Origin of the sequence: Leucobacter triazinivorans (genome assembly GCF_004208635.1) — a bacterium.
In the GTDB taxonomy this organism is placed as follows: domain Bacteria; phylum Actinomycetota; class Actinomycetes; order Actinomycetales; family Microbacteriaceae; genus Leucobacter; species Leucobacter triazinivorans.
In genome coordinates this window covers 1,035,155-1,055,442 of record NZ_CP035806.1, presented here as the reverse complement: position 1 = coordinate 1,055,442, position 20,288 = coordinate 1,035,155, and the positions used below count along the sequence as shown (strand labels likewise).

Here is a 20,288-nt window from a genome sequence, read left to right as displayed (position 1 = left end):
AACTCACGCGGTTCAGCGGCTCAGCACGGCAGGCGACTTATGCGTGCCGGCCGGTCTCCGTGGCGGTGCTGCTTCGAGCGCGGTCGCGCCCGCGCGGTGGGGTGGAGGCTCAAGGCGCTCGAGTTCGGGGTCGGAGCGGTCGAGGGCAACCGAGGCGATGTCGTAGCCGCCCCAGGGGGAGCGCCCATTGACATGCCGAGTCGCATATCGGGCTCGTTCAGTGATGATCGGAGCGCCAGGAATCTGCATGTGTGTCGGGTAGTGCTTGGCGATCCAGGCCCTCGCAATCTTGGTGAGGCCACCGCTCCCGTCGCTCACCCGGATTTGCGCTGGGATGATGGGGAGTTCTCGCCAGCCCGGTACGCCATGATCGTGCCAAGCCTCGACGACATCGTTCTCCGTATTGCTCACGGAATGCCACCCGCAGGGCTCGCAGTTCGCTTGATAGAGCAGATCTCCAGGCCCCAGCTGGCCGTGATCGGGTCGGAGCTCGGCCGAGAACGTCGCGATGGAGTGGTCTCCGAAGCTGGTAGCGTTCCCGACTGCCGCGGCTCGATGACATATGACTGTGCGGGATGGAGGCGAAGTTGCCGTAGAGAAACTGCCAGTGCTGGAAGGCACGGTCTAGCTCTGCCGGAGGATAGTAGTCCGTGGTGAAGTGCAGGGGTGCGCCCTGCCATGAGGCGAGGTTGTTGCGTGCGTCTTCGCGCTCGAACTCTTCGAAGTCGAATGCGAGCTGGCCGTTGAGCTCCATCACCTCTCCGTTCTGCTGCTGGTCGCGTTGCTGCCCATTTCAACGTGGTTCTAGGGCAGTACGAGACGGGCCGCGAGCAATCTCGGCGGGACTTGATCGGTGTTGGAGCTGATCTGACCGGGCAGTCGTGGCTGTCTGCACCGATGTGCTCGGCCCTGCAAGAACCGCGGTGATGAAGGCTTGCTTCCTGCCGAATGCTTCGAGGCCGCGCAGGATGTCGGCTGGTGTCGTGACATCCCGCACCAGACCTCCACTCAGGAGTTCGTTTGAAGCGTCTGCACCGATCGAGCCTTCTTTGCCGGGTACGGCCCCGACTACCCGGCGGAGATTCAGCGCGATTGCAGCGACTTTCATGACTTCGCTCCGGGGTGCTGTCTCGACCACCGTTGTCATCGCGGAGAGCGCGGCCAGTAGGCGAAGTTGTCCGCGAAGTGTGTCTCTTGAAGCGGTGCGGCCAGGCGGGGTTTCGCTCAGTAGCATGCCGTTCGCCGCAACCCGATCAAAGAAGCGATCCGGGAGGCGCTCATTGCGCATATCAAGACCTTTGGCGAAAGTCGCTATCGCTCCACCTGGTTGTCCGAGCGTGCTTGCAAGTGCCATGCGCCCGATTCCAGGCAATGAGGTCGCCACAACGGTCACTCCTTCTTGTGACATACCTGTAGCGAGGCGATCAGTGTTGAAGAGACTGTGGCTTGACGCAGCTCGCCAACCGGTAAACGTAGCTCGTTCCGGGAGCGCCCGCGTGAGCATCTCTGGATTGCCGCCTCGAGCCCAGAGTGCGTAGGGCGCTTGCCGATCAAGGTCGTTCAGACCCGACGGCCATTCTGAGTCGCCGGGAATCAATACACGAAGATTGTGCCTCTGTGCGAGTTCGATGCCCTGCCCCAGTTCAGCAGGATCGTAATGGGCGAAATGGTGTCGCCAGACACGAAGCGTCGTCTGATCGTATCCAGGTGGCCGCTCACCCAGACCGAACCGCAGCGTCTGCACCGCTCCGTACCCCTCAAGGAGTGCGCCGGTCATTTCATTGCCGCTGGGCATGAGGTGACACAGGGCGATCCGCGCGAGACGTTCATCAGTGATGTTCTTGAGCTCGTACTTAACGTGGCTCCGTCGGTTCTCGATCATTTGGGCTCCTCAGCGCCTCGGCCCGGATGCTGCCGATACTTCGCGGTGCGGTGCTCCGCTCATGAGTGCGTACATGTCAATCCGGTAGGAGTTCCTGTCGAGGAGGTCGGCGATGTCCGAGCCGTCAGCGACCAGACGCGCCCCGCCTTGACGGAGAAGCTCGTTGTTACCCGCGCTGGCTTTGTCGGTGACTCTGCCGGGGACTGCGCCGACTTCGCGGCCGCAGTCGCGCGCGATCGACGCGGCCATCATCGCATCGGATCGGGGCTGTGCTTCGACCACGGTGGTCACCCCTGCGAGTGCCGCGAGAATCCGGTGGCTCCGCGTCGACAACGGCGCACCGGGAGGACGGTCGGTGACCAACAGCCCGACGCCTGCGACCTTATTGCGGAGGTAGTCAAGGCCGTCCGTCTCCTGATCTAGCCCGTGCGGCAGCACCGTAATCACCTTGTTGGTGTTACGAAGCCCGCCGAGCGTGACGGCTTCTGCGATCCCGGTCTCGTGCATGGCGACCACGGCACGGCCATCGGCCCCGATCCACTCGGCCAGATCGGATGCGACCTCGAACCCATACGGAGAACATTCGGAACCGCCGACGAACGCGGCACGACTCGCAGGAGGATCTGCAAGCAGGCTCGTATCGCCCTGTGCCCAGAGCGCAATCGGGGCCAAGCGGCCCAGGACGGCGAGCGATGCGGGCCAGTCCGGGTCGCCAGGAATCAGAACCTGTTGGCCCTCTGCTTCTCCGTGATCGAGGTTGGTGCGGATCGTGTCGATGTCTGCGATGTCAAAGCGTCGACGCCAGAGGAGCGCATGCGGTGCGCCAACCGAGGGAATCGGATCATCACCGACCGCGAGGCGCAGTGCCTCCAGTCCGTTCCCGGCATGGTGGAGCGCGGTGGCGGTGGTGCTGTCCTCGGACGGTACCACTGAAGCGATGACGGCACGGGCCATGCGCTCGCTTGTGATGCTCTCGTAGAACTCGCGGTTCTCCATCGTGCTGCTCCAATCGCGTGTGGAACAGAGGTGAGGGTGGAGAACCGAGAACTAGATTCAGCGATGCTCAGGAGCTACCTTGCGCATCACCCGACGAGCGCGGACGATCAGACGTCGCACCAAGTCGAGGGGCCAGTATGAGATGAACTTCATCCCGTTCCAGAACAGGAGAAGGAACAGCAGGTGGAACCATCCCGGCCCGCCCGCTTCGATAGCGAGACGAACGATCCACGCGCCGAAGAAGTAGGGCAGCGAGTACAGCGAGACCCTGAGACTCCAGTAGCGGTCGGTGCGCTGCAGGAGGTCGAACAGGAGCCGGTTCGACGGCGCGTACTTCTTGAGAAGATTGTGGGTGCCGATCGAGGTAGCGGCAGTAAGGTTGAGCAGCATGAGAAATCCTTGTTCACTCGCGGCGATGTGAGTTTGAGTAAGAACTTCTCGACTTGAAACCGATCAGCCACACCCTCTACGGGGCAAATAAGCCAAGATGAAAACATCTTGTACTGCATTAGTATACCGCCGCGCGGTGGTCTCGACAGAAGATACCCGAGACGCTGGTAGATTTGGGGATCATGATCCCCTCGTTGACGACTGACGGGCACCTTCCCTTGGGGAGACATCGCTGTGATCTCACAGAGTTTCAACAGTCCTTTGTCGCAGATGCCGCATTCAAGACGTCTGCCGTGCGTCAAGAGATCTACGACGATCTCACCCAGGTAGTCGAGCTGTTCAGGTCGTTCGCGAACGATCTGATCGAGGTTGTCTGGATCGGTGGCAGCTTCACTTCCAGCAAGACTGATCCGGGTGACATCGACTGTCTTTTCGTTCTTGACCAGACAGTGTTCAACGGACTGAGCAAGACTCAGCAGGCCAAACTGCTCAAACTGAAGCGCAAAGACTATGTGCGTGAGAAGTTTGGGTTGAAGGTCGAACCGTTCATCCTCGTCCGCGAAGAGTTCGAGAATCCGTGGGAGAAAGATTGGGTTGCAGATAAAGCCGTCCACTATCTTGCTGCACGAGGTGCGTGGGATGATTGGTGGCAGAGGATTCGAAACAATAACGGCGGCTTGAGCAGCAAGCCGGTGAGAGGCTACTTGGAGGTGACTCTTTGACGACTTCAGAAAAGAAGCGCATGTCTGTAGAAGACATGCTCAATGCCCTGGAGGATCCGGAACTGGAGTCCGCCCTCGAAGGTCAGGACATCACCGCTGAGTCATTCAATGCTCTGGGTGCGGCCGTTGACCCGATGCTCAGCCCTGCCCGGAAGAAGCTTCGCGCACGGTTTTTTGGTGCCGCAACCGATCATCACTCAATGGATGTAAAACCTGCGGCAAAGGCTCTGATTGCGATCCAAGATGCGTTGAGCACTATCGGGGCAACGCTGAGCGATCATCAAGGCCTGGTGGGTCAGCTTCCTGCACACATCATCCAGTCCACACGGCTCACGCTGTCTCCGGCTGTTGCGCCAGGCTCAGTGGTCTTCACTTTGCAGTCACCTCCGCCCTCAGAAGGCGCGTTTCCTGAAATGGCGCATGAAGGCTCGCTGCTGGATAGCTCAGTAACTCGCCTCATCGAGATTCTGAACTCAGCTCAGTCCTCTGAAGACGACCCCGAGAAGCTCTCAGAGATGCTGCAACAGGTCGGTCCCCGCACGGCAAGTCATCTGTTCAACCTCACGGAGACACTCTTGTCCGAAGGCGTTGGTCTGGGGCTGGAATGGCTGAACGGCAATGGAGGGCAGCGTTCGGCTCAGATCTCGTCAAGCGCGGCACGGTTCCTCCGAGGTCTTGCAAAAGAATCAAGCGTTCAAATCAAGGACATCACCGTGTCTGGAACGCTGTCGACCGTGAGCCAGGATCATCAGCAGGAGCTGACCCAAGCCGACGACACCCGCTTGCGCTTCAAAGCCACTGATGACCAACTGCGTGAACTCGCCCCTCATACCCTTTCTCGAGTTGAGCTGCATCTGTCCGAGAAGACAGCAGTCAAGCTTGCGACGGGGAAGGTGACGCGCACCTACACGTTGATCGGCCTTCGCGAGAACGACCAAGACCAGAGCGACGAGAAAATAACGGCAGACACCGTTGGATAAGGCTGTGGCAGGCTTCTTGTCCGACCACGTTTTACCCATCTCAATGACCCGTGAGCGACCGGAACTGACCGGCTATACTCGGAGGCAGAGGTATCACCCGATGCCTTATATCGTCTAGGAATCGGTCGGAATAGAGCCGGTTTGCTGGGTCGGGCATCGTAGCTTTGATGCAAGACGGGGTCGCAGGTTCAAATCCTGTCATCCCGACCAGGAAAGTCGCGGAAACCTCACGGTTTCCGCGACTTTTTAGGTTGTAGAACTTGAACCGGCCACGTAAAACCCATGTAGAACTGCTCCTCGTAGACCTATCGGCAGGTCAGCCTTCTGGCTGTCTGCGGTTGCTGCTCGTTGATCGTCGTCGGTGCCGACGCAGTGCACCTGATCTTCATGGCAGCCACACCGCCCCCGCACCCCCGTCTCGAACCGCTCCTCGACATCACGGAGCTTGCCGACTATCTCGGCGTGCCGCTCTCCACGATCTACGACTGGCGCACTCGCGGGCTCGGGCCCCGCGCCTATCGCTTCGGGAAGCACCTGAAGTTCGCGCTCTGCGACGTGCGCTCCTGGATGGAGGAACAGCGCGAAGCCACGTCAGGTACTCCGAGTCAGGATCGGAGGTAGCGCGATGAGCCGCCCCCGTCTTCCCATCGGCACCTTCGGGGACATCTGGTTCGTCGTCGGCAAACGCGGGAACGTGCAGGCTCGCGCGAACTTCCGCGACTGGGACGGCGCCACGCGCCTCGTCCAGGCCACGGCCGCCACGCAGAAGGCTGCCGAAACCGCGCTCAAGACGAAGCTCGCTGCCCGAAGCGAATTCCAGCCCACATCGACGCTCCTTACCCCGGACAGCCCGTTCCCGGCGCTTGTGACGTACTGGCTCGATGACCTCGCACTCGACGACCACCTGTCGAGGGGCACGAAGGATCTCTACGAACGCAACATGCGCACGCTCGTGACGCCGGCATTCAAGGACTTCACGCTCCGCGAGATCGGGGTCGCCCGCTGCGACCGCCTCATCAAGGAGCTTGCACGCAAAAGCCATAACCGGGCGAAGCAGGCCCGCAACGTACTCCGGCTCGCGTTCGGGCTGGCTGTCCGGCACGAGGTGCTGCCGCGCAACCCCATGGATAGCATTGCACGATTGCGCCGACCGCAGGCACCCCCGACGCAATGACGCCGACCGAGGTGAACGCCTGCCGCGCGGCCATCGCACACTGGGAGACGGACCTTTCCTTTTCCGGGCCGAAACCGGACGGACAGCTGGGGCAGATCGTCGAGGTACTTCTCGGAACCTCAGCACGTATTGGTGAGGCACTCGCGTTCCGCCGCATGGACATCGACATGACCGCCACAGAGCCGTTGATGTCGATCACCGGCACGATCATCACACCCAAAGGCGAACCCGTTCAACGGCAAGATCACCCGAAGACCTCGAAGTCCCAGCGCACCACCGCGGTGCCCTCATTCACCGCCGAAGCGGTGCGCAGCCGCTTGAGCAAGCTCACCGATCCATCTCCAGAAGCGCTGCTCTTCTGCAGCAGGGAGGGCACCCCACTCACGTCTGCGAATGTGCGACGCCAGCTTCGGCAAGCGCTCTCACTCGCGGGACTGAGCGGGATCACCCCGCACACCTTCCGGCGCACCGTCGCCACTGCGATCAATGACGAGGCGAGCACCGAACTCGCAGCTGAGCTGCTCGGTCACGCTGACCCGCGCATCACGATCCAGCACTACATCCGGCGAAACGAAATGGTCGACCCTGCCACAGCGCGGATTCTCGAGCGGGCGTTTGCGAAACCGTAGAAGTCAGCGTCACGGTTCAAGTCTGCTGACCGGAGCAGTCTTAGGCGGGTGGTGCTCGGTGGGCTTTTGCTCTAGCAACCCTCGTCAATCGGGGTTAGAGTGTCGAATCATGTCGATAGCAGTGGCCGCGGGAAAATGGGACCTTTGCCAGGATTCCACGGTGGTGCCGAATCGGCACCACCGTATTCTGGGGCACACGGTGGAGTCGATCCGACTCGACCGCATTGCCGGGCGATCAGCTGTCGTGACCCGCTGAAGCGATATGACCCAATCTCTGGTGCCGTCGATTCGACGGCACCAGAGATTTCCCGATTCACACGCATCGTTGGAACAGCGCGGCCAGAAGCCGTCGCTTGCAAAAGTGTCATCGTGGCTCCCTACTCGGCGTGGTCGCTATTGGCGCCAGCAGATAGGTGCGCAGGCCAGTCCATCACCGTAGATTGCGGCGGTGCCCAAGCCAGAATGGGTGCCCGCTCGTCTGTCAAAGCACGAGTGAGAACACAAGCATCGCGATAGAGAGCGCCAGGAAGCCGAGGCAGTTCAGCCAGAACGCCGACCCCATGAAGCGAGCACGAATGTGAGCGACGGCGGCACATGCGAAGTACGTGATCACACCGATATTTGCGGCGAAAGCGACGCCCGGAACCCAGATCCCCAAGATGAGCCCGATCACGGCGAGCGTCTTGATTACGATGAGAGTCCACCACCACTCGCGTGGGAACCCTACTCCGTCGAGGCAGTCGCGAATGAACTTGGGCGGACGCACCGACATCGCCGCATCGCTGAGCAGCACGAGCGCAAGAACAGCCGGAGGCCACCACTGGTCGGGCATGAGGATCATTGGGTTACTCCTTGCAATTGCAGATTGTGGCGAACGTTGCCCCGAGACTTGAGAGAAGTTCCGCAGCTTCAGACGAGTTCTTGGCCGACCAGGTGAATAGCGTGCCGATGTAGGCAAAGTACAGTGCACGGGCTTTCGGTGCAGCAGCAACAGGCGTGGTACATCCGTGAAGTGTTATTGCTGCATGAAACTCCTCGTTGAGTCGAGCGGCGAGTTCAGTGAACAGGATTGATTCGTGAGTTCCGGAAACCAGGATCGACGCGTAACAACGAGCCAAGACGGGGTTAGCTGTGAACAGCGTGACGAATGGTCCAACTAAGACGAGTAAGCGATCGCTGCAAGTACTGCGTGCAGCGGCATTTGCCTGAACAATAGAGTCCGCCCGTTTCGCATGCTCTGTCGCAATCATTTCGTCAAAGACATGGATCAGCAGGTCATTCTTATCTCCGACCACCATCACCCTGCCGACGCTGACACCGCTGGTTTCCGCGATTTCTCGGATCGTTGTTTCGGCAAAGCCATACTCTCGGAATAGCTGCCCCGCAGCGTCGATGATTCGTTGCTGTGTCGCTTGTTTGAGTTGCTCGCGTTTCGACATCATTTGAAGTGACCCTTAAGTGAATATGTTCAGTGAACATGTTCACTCTATCATTGATCACTGTAGACCTAAGCGGTCCGGATACCCAGCCTCTCTCGTCGCCTCGAGCACGCCCTCGGTCTACATCAAATCTTGACCGGACCACAGCTCTGCGATCACCCCACCCAAGCCGCTCGCCAACCACTTCCCAGAGCTACCACGCGTCTTGCAAACGAGGTTTGAGAGTCAGGCTCGTGGAGGTTGGGGGTCCGCAGCTCTGAGGAATGTCGGTGGTCACTGCCATCATCAACTCAGCGGCACCACTGTGGCGTCGCAGGAAGGGTGAAAATCATGGCTATTGAGATCACACACGTTCGGTTCGGAAGTACGTCTAGGACAGAAGATCAGTTCGTCCGGTACAAATGGAAGAACGTAAGCGATGGCAACACCGGGGATAGTGACAAGCCGACATTGGTCGACTGGATCGATAACAAGAACGGAACTGCCTACGTTGGCAGCGGGCCCAGCCGCGTGAATGTTGGGGCTGTCCGTCCGCAGTCTGGGCAGCCGCATTTGCGGACCTATGCGGATGGCAAGTGGACGAACAACTTGCTGAATCTTCCGATCTTCTAGGCCCCTGCTCTGGCTCCAGAGCGGCCAGTTTTCTTCTGAATCTCTCGTATCGCTGGCGCGGTCATCCCTGAGTTGTCGAGCGCCTTAGGCATTACCATCAGCCTCGACTTGCAAGAAGGGTGGCGTCTCAAAACGAGGTTTGCGAGAAATGCACTCGGAGCCTCCGCTTTAGGTGCCCGGTGCGGCAGTATCCGACAGACTGTTGCGGGGCGATTCGGGGGCCGGTAGGTTCGCGCGCATCTATTGAAAGACGTGTGGTCGCTCAGAGAGCACAGGTGATGCGATTCTGATCCAGTTCAGTAGGCACTTGCAATGTCGACCGTCACGCGGTCTACATGGAGGACGTTTATTTCTACCGGAGAAGCGAGTTCGGGAAAGAAGAGAGCCAAGTTGACCCCCTCGCTAACGGAGCTCCGGTAGATAACGCCTTGATATCCACGCTTCTTGATGAACTCGCACAAGTACTGGCTTGGTATGTACTCAAACGCAGCGCTGCTGGGTTGCACCGGCTTCGTAAGTTCTTCGCCAAGTCGTTCCAGCAACGGCAGACCAGAGCGGAGTGCTGCGATCTGCTCTGCGTTCTCGAGTATGAAAGGGGAGGCGCTTCGTCGAGGGTCTCGGAGGTCGACAGCGAGGATGGAAGGCACCTTGAAGATCGCGACGCACGCCTTCTCTCCGGTGTGGGGACGTACTTCGGCAACTGCCGTCTTAGCGGTCGAGCCGAGATACAGATACCGGATTCCTGCTGGATTCGCGCGTCCGTGTCCTGCGAGGTGAGGAGGCGGGGCGCCCATCTTGTCGAGAGGAAAAGGCTCGTCGTCAGAGAGTAAGCGCGAGCGATGCCACGAATTGGTGATCTCCGTGAGCGCATCTGGTGGCGCGATTAACTGTTCCAGTAGTTCAGCCAGGCGGTCGAGATCAATTGGCTCATCAAGGAACCAACGGTTACGGTGCATCATCTCGTCACGGAGGTCATCCCAGCGTTGAGGCGTCTCATTGAACAGTAAGTCGATGGGGACGAAGGGCTTCCGAACGATCTCACCATCATTGAGGATCTCCGCGAGAAGCTCCTTGGCGTGCGCCTCATCCATTGCAGGGTGATCAAAAAGTCGCCAGTCGTCTGCGAGCAGAGCCGCCAGAGACCTACCTCCGTCGTCAGGAACATAGCAATCGAGAACCATCTCAAACCACTGACTCAACGCGGAAGGGTCGATAGTAGTGGTGTTCTTTGTTCCGCAGTAACCGCAGTCGCCTTGACGGGGCTGACCCGTACCGTCAGCGATAACCTTGGGGATGATGCTCCGGGTCAGGCCTGGATCCCCGAAACATTCTGCACAACAGTACTTCTTAACCATTGCTGTTGGCAGAGTGAAACTCGGCAAGTGTCTCTAGGTGGTGCTTAATAGAGAGCTTCTTGACATATCCCAATCCTGGGAAATGACCTCTCTCATGCAGGTCTCGGAACTCAAGAACCGCGCTAGTTTCGAGCAAGTTTGAATTGCCGGAATCGAGTTTCGCGACCAGCTTGCCCAGGGCCTGAGCGAACTTTCCCGCGGGATCGGTTGGGGTATCGTTTGTGTCGGACTTGAAGTGATAGACGAACATTGCGTCATCCTGATCCGGGTCAATGAAAGTCAGGTGGATGGCAACCGCATAAGCGGGGCCGCCGCCCTCACTGTAGTTATCACCGACCGTGAGAAAATCGCCATATCCGTCCATACCTTGCTCTGGGTACGTGATGTGTAGGTCTGAGAAGGTCTCGACTGGTGGGTAGTCTGCGTTCTTCATCTGAACGAATCCATCGCCAACCAGAACCCTTGGTTTTCCGACGAAGTGTCTCCTGTAGAGGCGATTCGCTTGGTCTTCTAAGAAGATGTTGCGGAAGCGTGTTGCATCACTTGCAAGCTGATCAGACAATGCCCGAGATTCGGTAAATCCTGCATGTATCAAGGTGGTTCCAGCCGCGCTGAAGTTTCTGGTCAAGCTCAACGCGCGACTCGCGTTTGTTTCACTCGTGAGGAGGATCCCGGCGCTTATCGCATCGTTCCCTCGATATTCCTGTTCAAGAAGACCCGCAATGTTCTCACCGTTCTCGCGATGGTCACCGTGGCGTGGGTTAACCACCACGACCGCCTCAGCACCGACATCAGCCAAAGCCTTAAGAGCCTTTTCCAGGCCTCCCAGCGACTCGCGCACCGGCTCGATGATCGGAACAAAACCCGAGTCGGCGATCAGATTCGCCGACTCACGAATGGCTATCAGCTCGAACTGCTTACCTCGGAAATACGGGTAGTACATCTGGTCCTCACTTCCAGGCAAGAGCCTCAGTTAGCGGAGTATCAACGGCTTCCTTGATGCGAGCTCTGCTTTTAGGGGTTGGTTTTGCGGCCAGGGAGGCCGCGCGAATCGAAGCGGGTATGGAACCGATGAAGGTTGCTAGATTGGCCTGGGAGCGACTTGCTCTGAGGATCTTGACCATTTCCTCGTGGACGGCAGCCGGATCTAGCTCTGCAAAGATCCGGTCAAGTTCGGAGCGAATCTGAGTGTTCGGCACGGCAGGAATCTCCTGCCCGAGACCCGTCAGGACCGCAGCAGCTTCATCAACACGTAGGACTTCAAGGACCATGCTGGGGACAATACGCTCAGGGCGATTCTGCGCTTCGCGTGACGTTTGGAACCTGAAACGCTCGGATAGCGTGATAACTCCAACATCCTCGGGTGTGGCCTTGAGAACTTCGGAAAGGTGCGACGTGCTGACCACCACGTTCACGGTCGCGAAAACCTGCCGGTAGTTGAATACTTGGTTTCGTAGCCGGGCTAGAGAGTCTCGCTCAGACTTTATTTCGTATGCTGTCGCAGTTCCGTTGAGAACGACAACATCGGCTTTGCACGATCCCGCGCGAACTTCGTTCAGTAACGTTGCGGTATTTAGGCTGTGCCTGCCCAGAAGAATCTTCTCTGTGATCGCGGCGCGATAGACATAGTCATCACGAAACCTGGACTTGCTCAGCAGTTCGAATGCCTCGTCGAATACGGTTCCGACCGTCGCCTCGGGTGACATGTAGGTGGCGAAGCGGGTGTGATCGAGCAGTCGCGTGAATAGCGGAGAACGGGCCTGCTTACCAAGATCTCGGAGGACCGTTGCGGAGAAAAGGCGGCTCAGCGCCGCCGCTTCACTCTTGTCAAGACTCATGTGCTGTTCCTCCTTTGCTACGACGATGTGCCAATCTTCTGACCCTTCCAAGGGTATCGTGCTACGACAGTCCTTATCTTGACGGCTAGTCTCTTCTGAAGCCGGTTGTCGGACACGGCGCAGGTGGTGGGCCGTATCGACGCTGAACGCACCTCAGGGAGCAGCCATCTCCCTGAAGCTCACGTCTCCTTCCGGGCTGTCATCCGGCACGCATCGAACCGCCTGGCGACTAACATCACGCTCTTACCCTCTGTCACTGATCGCATGAATAGCGCCTGCCTGGCTAGGCGTCAGAGGAGATCGACTCCGTCTTGAAGTCCCCGCCACCGCCCACGGTGGCAAGAAGCCGCGAGCTTGATTCTTGGATGCCGAAGCGTAGTCGGGATACCCGGCGCAACGGGTGCTCGCTCGGCTACGGGCCACACAAAAGCCATGGAAATCAACCGTGACCACCCCGAATCGACCGGCTACACTCGGAACTGGCGTAACGCCACACCCCTAACCAACAATAGGGAACCGTAGTCATCCGCATGGTCTCGAAATTAATCGTGATCAGGACTTTTTACGGACGGGGTCGCAGGTTCAAATCCTGTCATCCCGACCACTGTGATGTCTCCGCACATCGCGAACGCCCGGATCCACAGCGAGTGGATCCGGGCGTTCTTGTTGGGGAGACCGTGGCGGGCTCGCGGGCGCGGTCCGCGAGCAGACGTCGACGGCGTTCTGCACCTGCCGGGTACGATGGGCGCATGAGCGGCTTCACGGTGGACGAGCTCCTCGCGGTCGAGAACGCCGGGTGGCGTGCGCTCAGCGAATCCCGGGGCGGGACCTTCTACGGGCCGCTCATGACCGCGGAGGCCGTCTTCATTCTCGTGAACGGTGCGGTGATGACCCGTGACGATGTCGCGAGTTCGCTGGATGGAGCACCCGGCTGGGACTCGTATGCGATCGCCGATGCGCGGCTGATCCCGGTCGGAGACGATGGGGCCGCCCTCGTCTATCGAGCCGAAGCGACGCGCGCAGACTTGCCGGAGCCGTTCGTGGCGCTCATGTCGAGCGTCTACCGCCGCATCGACGGCAGGCCCAGGCTCGCGCTCTATCAGCAGACCACCATCACGCACTGAGGCGATGCGGCCTCAGTTGAGCGCGATGATGCCGATGTTCAGCGTCGTGGCGAAGAGCAGCCAGGCGAGGTAGGGGAGCATCAGCCAGGCCGCGGCCCGCGACCTCGCGCGCGCCGCGAGCGCGAACGCCCCCACCGCGGCGATGAGCGCGATGATCACGGCGAGCGCGATCCACCAGGCGGGCGGGCCGAGGATCGGATACGCGGTGAAGAAGGCCGGGGCCCAGAGCCCGTTCAGCACGAGCTGAGCGACGAACAGCGCGAGCGCGCCGCGCGCGGCATTGGGGCGACCAGCCCGGTAGCCGGCGCGCCAGACCAGCCACCCCGCGAGCGCGATCACCAGGTACAGCGCCGACCACACGGGGCCGAACACGGAATTGGGCGGATCCCACGGCGCCTTCTCCACTCCGGCGTACCAGCCGTCGACGTTGGACGCCGATGCGAGTGAGCCGAGCGCGGCGACGATCGCCACGATCGCGACGAACGCGATCAATGCGAGGATCTGACGGGCGATGCTCGGGCGGGTGTCCATGGGTCTCGTCCCTTCGTCGTGGCCTGCCACCGGTTCACGGTGGCCTGCCACCGTATCAATCCGGATCCCGGCCCGTCAGGGGCTTGCGCGTCGACCGGCCGGCTCGAACCGTGTGCGGTCGACCGGTCGGCTCCTACCGCGGAGCGGCCGGGCGGCCGGGCGGCCGGGCGACCGGCGATGCCGCGGTCCGGAGGGGGCGCCGGCGTCAGCGGCGCGTGGACCACCAGGCGAGGGCGACGAGAGCCGGTTGGAAGAACAGACGCGCCAGCCGCTTGTCATCGGTGTCGAGGCCGAACGCCGTGCGGCGGTGCACGTACTGGGAGACGTTGCCCGGGAACACCGCGATGAAGAACCCGGCCGCGAGGGCGCCGACGCGGCGGGCGCGCGGCCCCTGAGCGACGGCCACCGCGGTGCCGAGCGCCACCTCTGCGATACCGGAGGCCACCACGGTGGTGTCGGGATCGAGCGGCACGAACTCGGGGACCTGCGCTCGGAACTCAGTGCGCGCGAACGTGAGGTGCGCGACGCCGGCGAACACCAGAGCGGCGCCGAGCAGAGTGCGGGTGACGTGTCTGCCGCGATGGGAGCTCATGCCCCCAGTATGCAGCGGTGCGCGTCGCGGCACCAGGGGCGCTGCTCAGCGCACGAGGCGGCCGATGGCCTGCGAGGCCTCTCGCAGCTTCTCCTCCGCGACGTCCCCGCCGACGCGAGCGGCGTCGACGACGCAGTGCCGCAGGTGATCCTCGAGCAGACCCACCGCGACGCCCTGCAGGGAGCTGGTCAGCGCGGAGATCTGCGTGAGGATGTCGATGCAGTACTGCTCGTCGTCGACCATGCGGTGGATGCCCCGCGCCTGCCCCTCGATGCGCTTGAGTCGCGCCAGGTAGCGGGCCTTGTCGGAGATGTAGCCGTGCTCGCTGTGATCGCAGGCGGTCGCATCCTGAGTGTCCGCAGGGGGCGTGGTCGAGATGGGGGTCATGACTCCGGCTTCCTTCACTGCTGAGAGCGGGCGAGGATCGTCCGCGTACTGGTCTCGGGGCGCAGATCGAGGCGGCGCAGCAGTTGCGCGTTGAGGGCGACGATGAGCGTGGACAGGGACATCAGGATCGCTCCCACCGACATCGGCAGCACGAAGCCGATCGGCGCGAGCACGCCGGCGGCCAGGGGTACCGAGACGAGGTTGTAGCCGGCCGCCCACCAGAGGTTCTGGCGCATCTTGCGGTACGCGGCGCGCGAGAGCTCGATCACCGACAGCACCGAGCGGGGATCGTCCCCCGCGAGGATGACCCCCGCGGAGGCGATGGCCACGTCGGTGCCCGCGCCGATCGCCAGACCCACGTCGGCCTGCGCGAGCGCGGGCGCGTCGTTCACGCCGTCCCCCACCATCGCGACCCGGCGGCCCTCGGCCTGCAGATCGCGCACCTTCGCGGCCTTGTCCTCCGGGCGCACCCCCGCGAAGCAGCGGTCGATCCCGAGCTCGCGCGCGACCGAGCGGGCGACGGCTTCCGCGTCGCCCGTGATCATGACGACCTGGGCGTCGAGCGCGTGCAGCGCTGCGACCGCCTCGCGGGATTCGGGGCGCACCTCGTCGGCGAGTCGCAGGGCGCCGATCACCCGTCCATCCTGCAGCACGTGCAGAATGATCGCCCCATCCGCCCGCCACCGCTCCGCCGCCGGCAGCTCGTCGACGCGCGCCTCGGCAAGGAGATGGGGCCCTCCGACCCGCACCGTCGTGCCGTCGACGCGCGCGGTCACGCCGACGGCCGGCGATGAGGAGAAGTCCCGGCTCTCCGGAAGGCTCAGCCGCCGCTCCTTCGCCGCTCGCACGATCGCCCGTGCGAGCGGGTGCTCGCTGTCCGACTCCGCCGCGGCCGCCAGTGCGAGCACGCGATCGGAGTCGATCTCCGGCGCGGTCGACACCTCGGTGACCGTCGGTTCGCCCTTCGTGAGCGTGCCGGTCTTGTCGAACAGCACGGTGTCAACGGTGCGCATGCTCTCGAGCGCCAGACGGTCCTTCACGAGCACGCCTCCGCGCGCGGCCCGCTCCGTCGCGATCGACACCACGAGCGGGATCGCGAGGCCGAGCGCGTGGGGGCAGGCGATCACGAGCACGGTGATGGTGCGCACCACGGCTGTGTCGGGCTGCCCGAAGAGCGACCACGCGGCAGCGGTCACCACGGCGGCGCCGAGCGCGAACCAGAACAGCCACCCGGCCGCGGTGTCGGCGAGCCTCTGGGCGCGCGAGGAGGACTGCTGCGCCTCGGTGACGAGACGCTGGATCCCCGCCAGTGCGGTGTCGTCGCCGATCTCGGTCACCTCGACGCGCAGGCCGGAGTCGGTGGCCACGGTGCCCGCCGTGACACGGTCGCCGGTGCCGCGCGAGACCGTTCGGGACTCGCCGGTGATCATCGACTCGTCCATGGCGGCGCGGCCGTCGACGATGCGGCCGTCGGCGGGCACGCTGCCTCCGGGGCGCACGATGACGGTGTCGCCGACCACGAGGTCCGACGGCGACACCGTCACCACCCGATCCTGCTCGAGCCGCTCGGCGGCATCGGGCAGCAGCGCGGCGAGAGAGTCGAGCGCCGAGGTCGTCTGCGCGAGCGAGCGCATCTCGATCCAGTGCCCGAGCAGCATGATCACGATGAGCAGCGCGAGCTCCCACCAGAAGTCGAGCTCGTGGTGGATGAGCCCGAGGCTCGCGGCCCAGGACGCGAGGAACGCCACGGTGATCGCGAGTGCGATCAGCAGCATCATGCCCGGCCGGCGGGCTCGGATCTCGCTCACCGCGCCGGTGAGGAAGGGGCGGCCGCCCCAGAAGTACATCACCGTGCCCAGTGCGGGGGAGATCCAGTCGAGGCCCGGAATATCGGGGAGGGGATAGCCGAGCAGCGTCGCGAACATGTCGGACAGCGCCACCGTCGGCACCGCGAGCGCCAGCATGATCCAGAACATGCGGCGGAACTCGCCCGCGTGATCGCCGTGCCCGTCGTGCCCGTCGTGCCCGCCGTGCTCGCTGCGGTCCGCGTGCTCGCTGTGGTCCGCGTGCCCGTCGTGCTCGCTGTGCTCCGCGTGCCCGTCGTGCCCGCCATTCCCCGCGTGCCCGCCGGTGCCGTCGGGCTCGCCTCCGGAGGCGGGGGCGTCGTGGCTCTGGGGGTGCGCCGAGTCGTGGGGGTGGGTCATATTCCTCTCCTCAGTCCGTCTCGCGGCCGATCCGCCCGCGAGAGGTGCTGGATCCTGCAACGATATACCCCTCTGGGGTATTCCGCATCCCCGAGCGCGGCGGCCGGCTCCCTGCCGTCGAGCAGGCGGGATCGCTAGGATGTGGGCACGTCCATTCGGAACGAACGTACAGGGAGAGCATCAGCACGTGGGGAGCACCGCGGTTCAGGGGTCGTCGTCAGACGGCCCCGGTGACAGTTGCAGCGCAGTCGACAGTCCGCATCCGGGTCGTGAACGGCCCCGCACCCTCGAGGGGGTGACCCCGGCGTGGTCTCCGCAGTGCTGATGCTGCTGCTCGGCATCGTCCTGATCCTCGTGATCATCGCTGCGAACGGGTACTTCGTCGCGCAGGAGTTCGCCTACATGTCGGTCGATCGCTCCCGGCTCGCAGCGCGCGCCGACGCCGGCGACGCCGCGGCGAAACGCGCGCTCGCGGTGACGCGGCGCACGTCGTTCATGCTCTCGGGCGCGCAGCTCGGCATCACCGTCACCGGCCTGATGGTGGGGTACGTCGCCCAGCCCATGGTCGGCGAGTCCCTCGGCGTGCTCCTCGGCGGCCTCGACATCCCGCCCGCGATCACCGTCTCCATCACCACGGTGGGCGTGCTCGTCGCGGCCACGATCGTGCAGATGATCCTCGGCGAGCTGTATCCGAAGAACCTCGCCATCTCGGCGCCGGAGCCGCTCGCGCTCCGTCTCGCGCGCTCGACCCAGGCCTACCTCACGGTGTTCGGCTGGCTCATCGCGGTCTTCGACGTCGCAGCGAATCTCTTCTTGAAGCTGTTGCGCGTCGAACCGGTGCACGACGTCGACTCCAGCGCTTCGCCGCAGGATCTCAAGCGGGCGGTCGCCGACTCGCGCGAGAGCGGCGATCTGCCCGACGAGCTGTCGATCCTCATCGATCGCGTGCTCGACTTCCCCGACGACGACGTGGATCACGCGATGACGCCCAGTGCGCGCGTGGCGACGGTTCCGCGGAGCGCGACGCTCGGCGAGCTGCGCGAGCTGATGGCGCACGCCCACAGCCGCTACCCGGTCGTCGGGGAGTCCGGCGAGCCCGTCGGCGTGGTCGAGCTGATCGATCTGCTGCGCACGGACGAGCCGGACGAGGCCGGGGTGACGCGGATCATGCGGCCGCCGCTCGTGGTGCCGACGCTGATGGCGCTGCCCGACGCGCTGCGGGAGATGCAGCGCGCGAGAGCGCAGCTGGCCTGCGCGATCGACGAGTACGGCGGCTTCGCCGGGGTGCTCACCACCGAGGACGTCGCCGAGGAGCTCGTCGGCGAGATCACGGACGAGCACGACGCGGCGAGCCCGTCCGGCATGGCGGCCGAGGCGCCGAGCGTCTGGCTCGCCGATGGCGGCATGCCCCTCGACGAGGTGAGCCGGGTGATCGGGTACGACCTGCCCGGCGGCGACTACGAGACCCTCGCCGGTCTCGTGATCGCGGCTGCCGGCGAGTTCCCCGCGGTGGGGGAGACCGTCGTGGTACCGCTTCCCGGGGATCCCGCCGACCTCGTGCGCGACGAGCCCGTGCGCCGGGAGCTCGCGATCGAGGTGCGCTCGGTCGTCAGATTCGTCCCCGGGACCGTGCGCGTGGAGCTCGTCGAGTCGCCCGCCGCCGAGCGCGAAGAAGCGGAGGGGGAGCGATGACCGACTCACCCGTCTTCGTCGCCGTCGCGACCGCGCTGCTGATCGTGCTCAGCGCCTTCTTCGTGGTGATCGAGTTCGCGCTGCTCGCGGCCCGTCGTCACCGTCTCGAAGAGCAGGCCCGCACACGGCGCAGCGCACGTGCGGCGCTCCGGGGCATGAACGAGCTGACGATCATGCTCGCCGTGGCTCAGTTCGGCATCACGATCTGCACGTTCGCCCTCGGCGCGGTCACCAAACCGGCGGTGGACGCGTGGCTGGGCCCCGTTCTCGCGGGGTGGGGCGCCCCGGCGTGGCTCGCCGACACCGGCGCATTCCTGCTGTCGCTGCTGTTCGTCACCTTCCTGCACCTCGTGATCGGCGAGATGGCGCCGAAGTCGTGGGCCATCGCCCACCCCGAGCTGGCGGCGAACATCATCGGCATCCCCGCGCGCGCCCTGGCCTGGGTGCTCCGGCCCCTGCTGGTGTGGGTCAACCGCATCGCGAACCGACTCGTCGCCGCGAGCGGGTTCGTTCCCGCCGACTCCCGCGGGCCGGGCGGGCAGGACATCGATACGATCCGGCAGCTCGTGGAGCACTCCGCCGCCGTGGGCACGCTGGACGACTCCTTCCGCACGCAGCTGGCGCACGTCTTCGAGCTCGAACGGCTGCGGGTGGCCGACCTGCTGCCCGGGGGCGGCTGGCATCCCACCGCGGTCGACGAGGCGTCGACCGTCGCCGACGTGCGCGCCGCCGCCGCCGGCTCGGGCCATCTCCGCATCCTGGTGGACCGGCCCGGCGTGGCGCCCGGGGTCGTCCATGTGCGCGACGTGCTGCTGGAGCCCGGCGATCGCGGGATCGCAGCCGCCGCGCGCGACTGCTTCGTGCTCGACGTCGCGACCCCCGTGTACGAGGCGCTCGGCCGGATGCGCGCCGCGGGCGAGCAGTTCGCCGTGGTCGCCCGCGACGGCGAGTTCGTCGGAGCGATCACCATGTCAGACGTGCTCAGACGGGTGCTGCCCGGCGGAGCCGGGCTCAGGCTCTAGGCCGGGTGCGGATCGGGGTCGTCGAGCGTGCGGATCACCCGGGCCGGCACCCCGCCGACCACGGTGCGGGCCGCGACATCGCGGGTGACCACCGCGCCCGCGGCCACGACCGCGCCGTCGCCGATGGTGACGCCCGCGAGCACCGTCGCGTTCGCTCCGATCCATGCGCGCGAGCCGATCACGATGGGCTGCGGCACCGTCGTCGCGCGATCCTCCGGGGGCAGCGCGTGGTCGAGCGTGGCGAGCACCACGTTGTGCCCGATGAGCGCGTCGTCGCCGATCGTGATCCCGCCCTGATCCTGGAAGCGGCAGCCGCTGTTGACGAACACCCGTTCACCGATGCGGAGGTTCTTGCCGCAGTCCGTGGTGAAGGGCGGGAATACGGCGAACGAATCCGGAACGCTCCGCCCCGTGATCCGGCGCATGATCCCGACCCGTTCTTCCGGCGTCGCGTAGCGGGAGTTCAGAGCCATGCACAGGCGGATCGCCTCCTCCGCGAGTTCGTGCATCTTCGCGGCGAGTTCGGTGCCCGGACGCGCGGGCTCCCCGGCGTCCATCCGCTGCAGGAATTCCTCGGTGTGCATCGTGCCCTCCAACGCGCTGGTGAATCGAGGATCGCGGGTCGATCCCGAATGGCGATCGTACGCGAGTGCGCGCTGTGGATCCGCGGTGAGGCGGCGGCGAGTTGCGGCTCGTGTCACGGGGTCACCGCAGCGAAA

At 63.7% G+C, this 20,288-nt stretch carries 22 protein-coding genes and 1 pseudogene; 9 read left to right on the top strand and 14 right to left on the bottom strand.

Going from position 1 to position 20,288, the window contains the following annotated elements:
• Positions 1-12: 12 nt before the first annotated feature.
• The 4 genes and pseudogenes from EVS81_RS04880 to EVS81_RS04865 all read right to left on the bottom strand — a co-directional run bounded on the left by EVS81_RS04880 (position 13) and on the right by EVS81_RS04865 (position 3,268).
• Positions 13-754: pseudogene (locus tag EVS81_RS04880) on the bottom strand (DUF6349 family protein).
• A 39-nt stretch (positions 755-793) separates the two neighbouring features.
• Positions 794-1,882 carry a DNA-processing protein DprA gene (locus EVS81_RS04875; protein WP_130109386.1) on the bottom strand — a complete coding sequence of 363 codons (1,089 nt, stop codon included), beginning with the start codon at positions 1,880-1,882 and terminating at the stop codon, positions 794-796.
• Positions 1,883-1,891: 9 nt separating this feature from the next.
• The gene (locus EVS81_RS04870) at positions 1,892-2,878 is read right to left on the bottom strand and encodes a DNA-processing protein DprA (protein WP_130109385.1); all 987 of its coding nucleotides are present in this window, start codon (positions 2,876-2,878) and stop codon (positions 1,892-1,894) included.
• Positions 2,879-2,935: 57 nt separating this feature from the next.
• Positions 2,936-3,268, bottom strand: a complete 333-nt coding sequence (locus EVS81_RS04865) for a sulfate permease (protein ID WP_130109384.1) — start codon at positions 3,266-3,268, stop codon at positions 2,936-2,938.
• A 182-nt stretch (positions 3,269-3,450) separates the two neighbouring features.
• Here EVS81_RS04865 and EVS81_RS04860 point away from each other — a divergent pair, with 182 nt between their 5' ends.
• The 5 genes from EVS81_RS04860 to EVS81_RS16020 all read left to right on the top strand — a co-directional run bounded on the left by EVS81_RS04860 (position 3,451) and on the right by EVS81_RS16020 (position 6,773).
• Positions 3,451-3,990, top strand: coding sequence for a DUF6932 family protein (locus EVS81_RS04860; RefSeq protein ID WP_130109383.1), 540 nt, complete (start codon positions 3,451-3,453; stop codon positions 3,988-3,990).
• Entirely contained in the window at positions 3,987-4,970 is a 984-nt protein-coding gene (locus EVS81_RS04855) for a hypothetical protein (RefSeq protein WP_130109382.1), read from the top strand. The genes EVS81_RS04860 and EVS81_RS04855 overlap by 4 nt, the downstream gene beginning before the upstream one ends.
• A gap of 387 nt (positions 4,971-5,357) precedes the next feature.
• A complete protein-coding gene (locus tag EVS81_RS04850; RefSeq protein ID WP_130109381.1) occupies positions 5,358-5,591 on the top strand; it encodes a helix-turn-helix transcriptional regulator in 234 nt (77 codons plus the stop codon).
• A 4-nt stretch (positions 5,592-5,595) separates the two neighbouring features.
• Complete coding sequence (locus tag EVS81_RS16025; RefSeq protein ID WP_240739966.1) at positions 5,596-6,144, top strand: hypothetical protein; 549 nt, start codon at positions 5,596-5,598, stop codon at positions 6,142-6,144.
• A complete protein-coding gene (locus tag EVS81_RS16020; protein ID WP_240739964.1) occupies positions 6,141-6,773 on the top strand; it encodes a tyrosine-type recombinase/integrase in 633 nt (210 codons plus the stop codon). Before EVS81_RS16025 ends, EVS81_RS16020 begins: the two co-directional genes overlap by 4 nt.
• A gap of 481 nt (positions 6,774-7,254) precedes the next feature.
• On the opposite strand, the gene EVS81_RS04840 is transcribed toward EVS81_RS16020, so the two are convergent.
• Complete coding sequence (locus EVS81_RS04840) at positions 7,255-7,614, bottom strand: DoxX family protein (RefSeq protein ID WP_130109380.1); 360 nt, start codon at positions 7,612-7,614, stop codon at positions 7,255-7,257.
• 4 nt (positions 7,615-7,618) lie between these two features.
• Complete coding sequence (locus tag EVS81_RS04835) at positions 7,619-8,215, bottom strand: TetR/AcrR family transcriptional regulator (RefSeq protein ID WP_130109379.1); 597 nt, start codon at positions 8,213-8,215, stop codon at positions 7,619-7,621.
• Between the two features lie 327 nt (positions 8,216-8,542).
• On the opposite strand from EVS81_RS04835, the gene EVS81_RS04830 reads away from it, so the two are divergent.
• Positions 8,543-8,824, top strand: a complete 282-nt coding sequence (locus EVS81_RS04830) for a DUF3892 domain-containing protein (RefSeq protein ID WP_130109378.1) — start codon at positions 8,543-8,545, stop codon at positions 8,822-8,824.
• A gap of 296 nt (positions 8,825-9,120) precedes the next feature.
• On the opposite strand, the gene EVS81_RS04825 is transcribed toward EVS81_RS04830, so the two are convergent.
• Genes EVS81_RS04825 through EVS81_RS04815 form a run of 3 tightly spaced genes read right to left on the bottom strand, consistent with a single transcriptional unit; the run spans position 9,121 to position 12,017 of the window.
• Positions 9,121-10,179: an RES family NAD+ phosphorylase gene (locus tag EVS81_RS04825; RefSeq protein ID WP_130109377.1), complete on the bottom strand. Its 1,059-nt coding sequence runs from the start codon at positions 10,177-10,179 to the stop codon at positions 9,121-9,123.
• Complete coding sequence (locus tag EVS81_RS04820) at positions 10,172-11,122, bottom strand: sce7725 family protein (protein ID WP_130109376.1); 951 nt, start codon at positions 11,120-11,122, stop codon at positions 10,172-10,174. The genes EVS81_RS04825 and EVS81_RS04820 overlap by 8 nt, the downstream gene beginning before the upstream one ends.
• Before the next feature lie 7 nt (positions 11,123-11,129).
• Entirely contained in the window at positions 11,130-12,017 is an 888-nt protein-coding gene (locus EVS81_RS04815; protein WP_205879390.1) for a sce7726 family protein, read from the bottom strand.
• Between the two features lie 749 nt (positions 12,018-12,766).
• Between EVS81_RS04815 and EVS81_RS04810 the strand changes: the two genes are divergently transcribed.
• Positions 12,767-13,141, top strand: coding sequence for a nuclear transport factor 2 family protein (locus tag EVS81_RS04810; RefSeq protein WP_130109375.1), 375 nt, complete (start codon positions 12,767-12,769; stop codon positions 13,139-13,141).
• 12 nt (positions 13,142-13,153) lie between these two features.
• Here the strand turns inward: EVS81_RS04810 and EVS81_RS04805 are convergent, their stop codons facing one another.
• From EVS81_RS04805 to EVS81_RS04790, 4 genes are all read right to left on the bottom strand, one after another.
• The gene (locus tag EVS81_RS04805; RefSeq protein WP_130109374.1) at positions 13,154-13,672 is read right to left on the bottom strand and encodes a TspO/MBR family protein; all 519 of its coding nucleotides are present in this window, start codon (positions 13,670-13,672) and stop codon (positions 13,154-13,156) included.
• 205 nt (positions 13,673-13,877) lie between these two features.
• A complete protein-coding gene (locus EVS81_RS04800) occupies positions 13,878-14,264 on the bottom strand; it encodes a DoxX family protein (protein ID WP_130109373.1) in 387 nt (128 codons plus the stop codon).
• 45 nt (positions 14,265-14,309) lie between these two features.
• Complete coding sequence (locus EVS81_RS04795) at positions 14,310-14,651, bottom strand: metal-sensitive transcriptional regulator (RefSeq protein ID WP_130109372.1); 342 nt, start codon at positions 14,649-14,651, stop codon at positions 14,310-14,312.
• Positions 14,652-14,665: 14 nt separating this feature from the next.
• Positions 14,666-16,855, bottom strand: a complete 2,190-nt coding sequence (locus tag EVS81_RS04790) for a heavy metal translocating P-type ATPase (protein WP_130109371.1) — start codon at positions 16,853-16,855, stop codon at positions 14,666-14,668.
• A 306-nt stretch (positions 16,856-17,161) separates the two neighbouring features.
• Between EVS81_RS04790 and EVS81_RS04785 the strand changes: the two genes are divergently transcribed.
• Both EVS81_RS04785 and EVS81_RS04780 read left to right on the top strand, forming a co-directional pair.
• Complete coding sequence (locus EVS81_RS04785; RefSeq protein ID WP_130109370.1) at positions 17,162-18,547, top strand: hemolysin family protein; 1,386 nt, start codon at positions 17,162-17,164, stop codon at positions 18,545-18,547.
• The gene (locus tag EVS81_RS04780) at positions 18,544-19,569 is read left to right on the top strand and encodes a CNNM domain-containing protein (protein ID WP_130109369.1); all 1,026 of its coding nucleotides are present in this window, start codon (positions 18,544-18,546) and stop codon (positions 19,567-19,569) included. The genes EVS81_RS04785 and EVS81_RS04780 overlap by 4 nt, the downstream gene beginning before the upstream one ends.
• Here EVS81_RS04780 and EVS81_RS04775 read toward each other — a convergent pair.
• A complete protein-coding gene (locus EVS81_RS04775; RefSeq protein WP_130109368.1) occupies positions 19,566-20,153 on the bottom strand; it encodes a DapH/DapD/GlmU-related protein in 588 nt (195 codons plus the stop codon). The two genes, EVS81_RS04780 and EVS81_RS04775, sit on opposite strands and share 4 nt — an antisense overlap.
• Positions 20,154-20,288 lie beyond the last annotated feature (135 nt).

What these genes read in the sequence shown, in the direction of transcription:
- EVS81_RS04820 (WP_130109376.1), bottom strand. Translation starts at nt 11,122, where the DNA reads ATGTACTACCCGTATTTCCGAGGTAAGCAGTTCGAGCTGATAGCCATT.
- EVS81_RS04795 (WP_130109372.1), bottom strand. Translation starts at nt 14,651, where the DNA reads ATGACCCCCATCTCGACCACGCCCCCTGCGGACACTCAGGATGCGACC.
- EVS81_RS16025 (WP_240739966.1), top strand. Translation starts at nt 5,596, where the DNA reads ATGAGCCGCCCCCGTCTTCCCATCGGCACCTTCGGGGACATCTGGTTC.
- EVS81_RS04835 (WP_130109379.1), bottom strand. Translation starts at nt 8,215, where the DNA reads ATGATGTCGAAACGCGAGCAACTCAAACAAGCGACACAGCAACGAATC.
- EVS81_RS04830 (WP_130109378.1), top strand. Translation starts at nt 8,543, where the DNA reads ATGGCTATTGAGATCACACACGTTCGGTTCGGAAGTACGTCTAGGACA.
- EVS81_RS04800 (WP_130109373.1), bottom strand. Translation starts at nt 14,264, where the DNA reads ATGAGCTCCCATCGCGGCAGACACGTCACCCGCACTCTGCTCGGCGCC.
- EVS81_RS04790 (WP_130109371.1), bottom strand. Translation starts at nt 16,855, where the DNA reads ATGACCCACCCCCACGACTCGGCGCACCCCCAGAGCCACGACGCCCCC.
- EVS81_RS04775 (WP_130109368.1), bottom strand. Translation starts at nt 20,153, where the DNA reads ATGCACACCGAGGAATTCCTGCAGCGGATGGACGCCGGGGAGCCCGCG.
- EVS81_RS04860 (WP_130109383.1), top strand. Translation starts at nt 3,451, where the DNA reads ATGATCCCCTCGTTGACGACTGACGGGCACCTTCCCTTGGGGAGACAT.
- EVS81_RS04825 (WP_130109377.1), bottom strand. Translation starts at nt 10,179, where the DNA reads ATGGTTAAGAAGTACTGTTGTGCAGAATGTTTCGGGGATCCAGGCCTG.
- EVS81_RS04815 (WP_205879390.1), bottom strand. Translation starts at nt 12,017, where the DNA reads ATGAGTCTTGACAAGAGTGAAGCGGCGGCGCTGAGCCGCCTTTTCTCC.
- EVS81_RS04875 (WP_130109386.1), bottom strand. Translation starts at nt 1,882, where the DNA reads ATGATCGAGAACCGACGGAGCCACGTTAAGTACGAGCTCAAGAACATC.
- EVS81_RS04810 (WP_130109375.1), top strand. Translation starts at nt 12,767, where the DNA reads ATGAGCGGCTTCACGGTGGACGAGCTCCTCGCGGTCGAGAACGCCGGG.
- EVS81_RS04840 (WP_130109380.1), bottom strand. Translation starts at nt 7,614, where the DNA reads ATGATCCTCATGCCCGACCAGTGGTGGCCTCCGGCTGTTCTTGCGCTC.
- EVS81_RS04805 (WP_130109374.1), bottom strand. Translation starts at nt 13,672, where the DNA reads ATGGACACCCGCCCGAGCATCGCCCGTCAGATCCTCGCATTGATCGCG.
- EVS81_RS04870 (WP_130109385.1), bottom strand. Translation starts at nt 2,878, where the DNA reads ATGGAGAACCGCGAGTTCTACGAGAGCATCACAAGCGAGCGCATGGCC.
- EVS81_RS04865 (WP_130109384.1), bottom strand. Translation starts at nt 3,268, where the DNA reads ATGCTGCTCAACCTTACTGCCGCTACCTCGATCGGCACCCACAATCTT.
- EVS81_RS04850 (WP_130109381.1), top strand. Translation starts at nt 5,358, where the DNA reads ATGGCAGCCACACCGCCCCCGCACCCCCGTCTCGAACCGCTCCTCGAC.
- EVS81_RS04780 (WP_130109369.1), top strand. Translation starts at nt 18,544, where the DNA reads ATGACCGACTCACCCGTCTTCGTCGCCGTCGCGACCGCGCTGCTGATC.
- EVS81_RS16020 (WP_240739964.1), top strand. Translation starts at nt 6,141, where the DNA reads ATGACGCCGACCGAGGTGAACGCCTGCCGCGCGGCCATCGCACACTGG.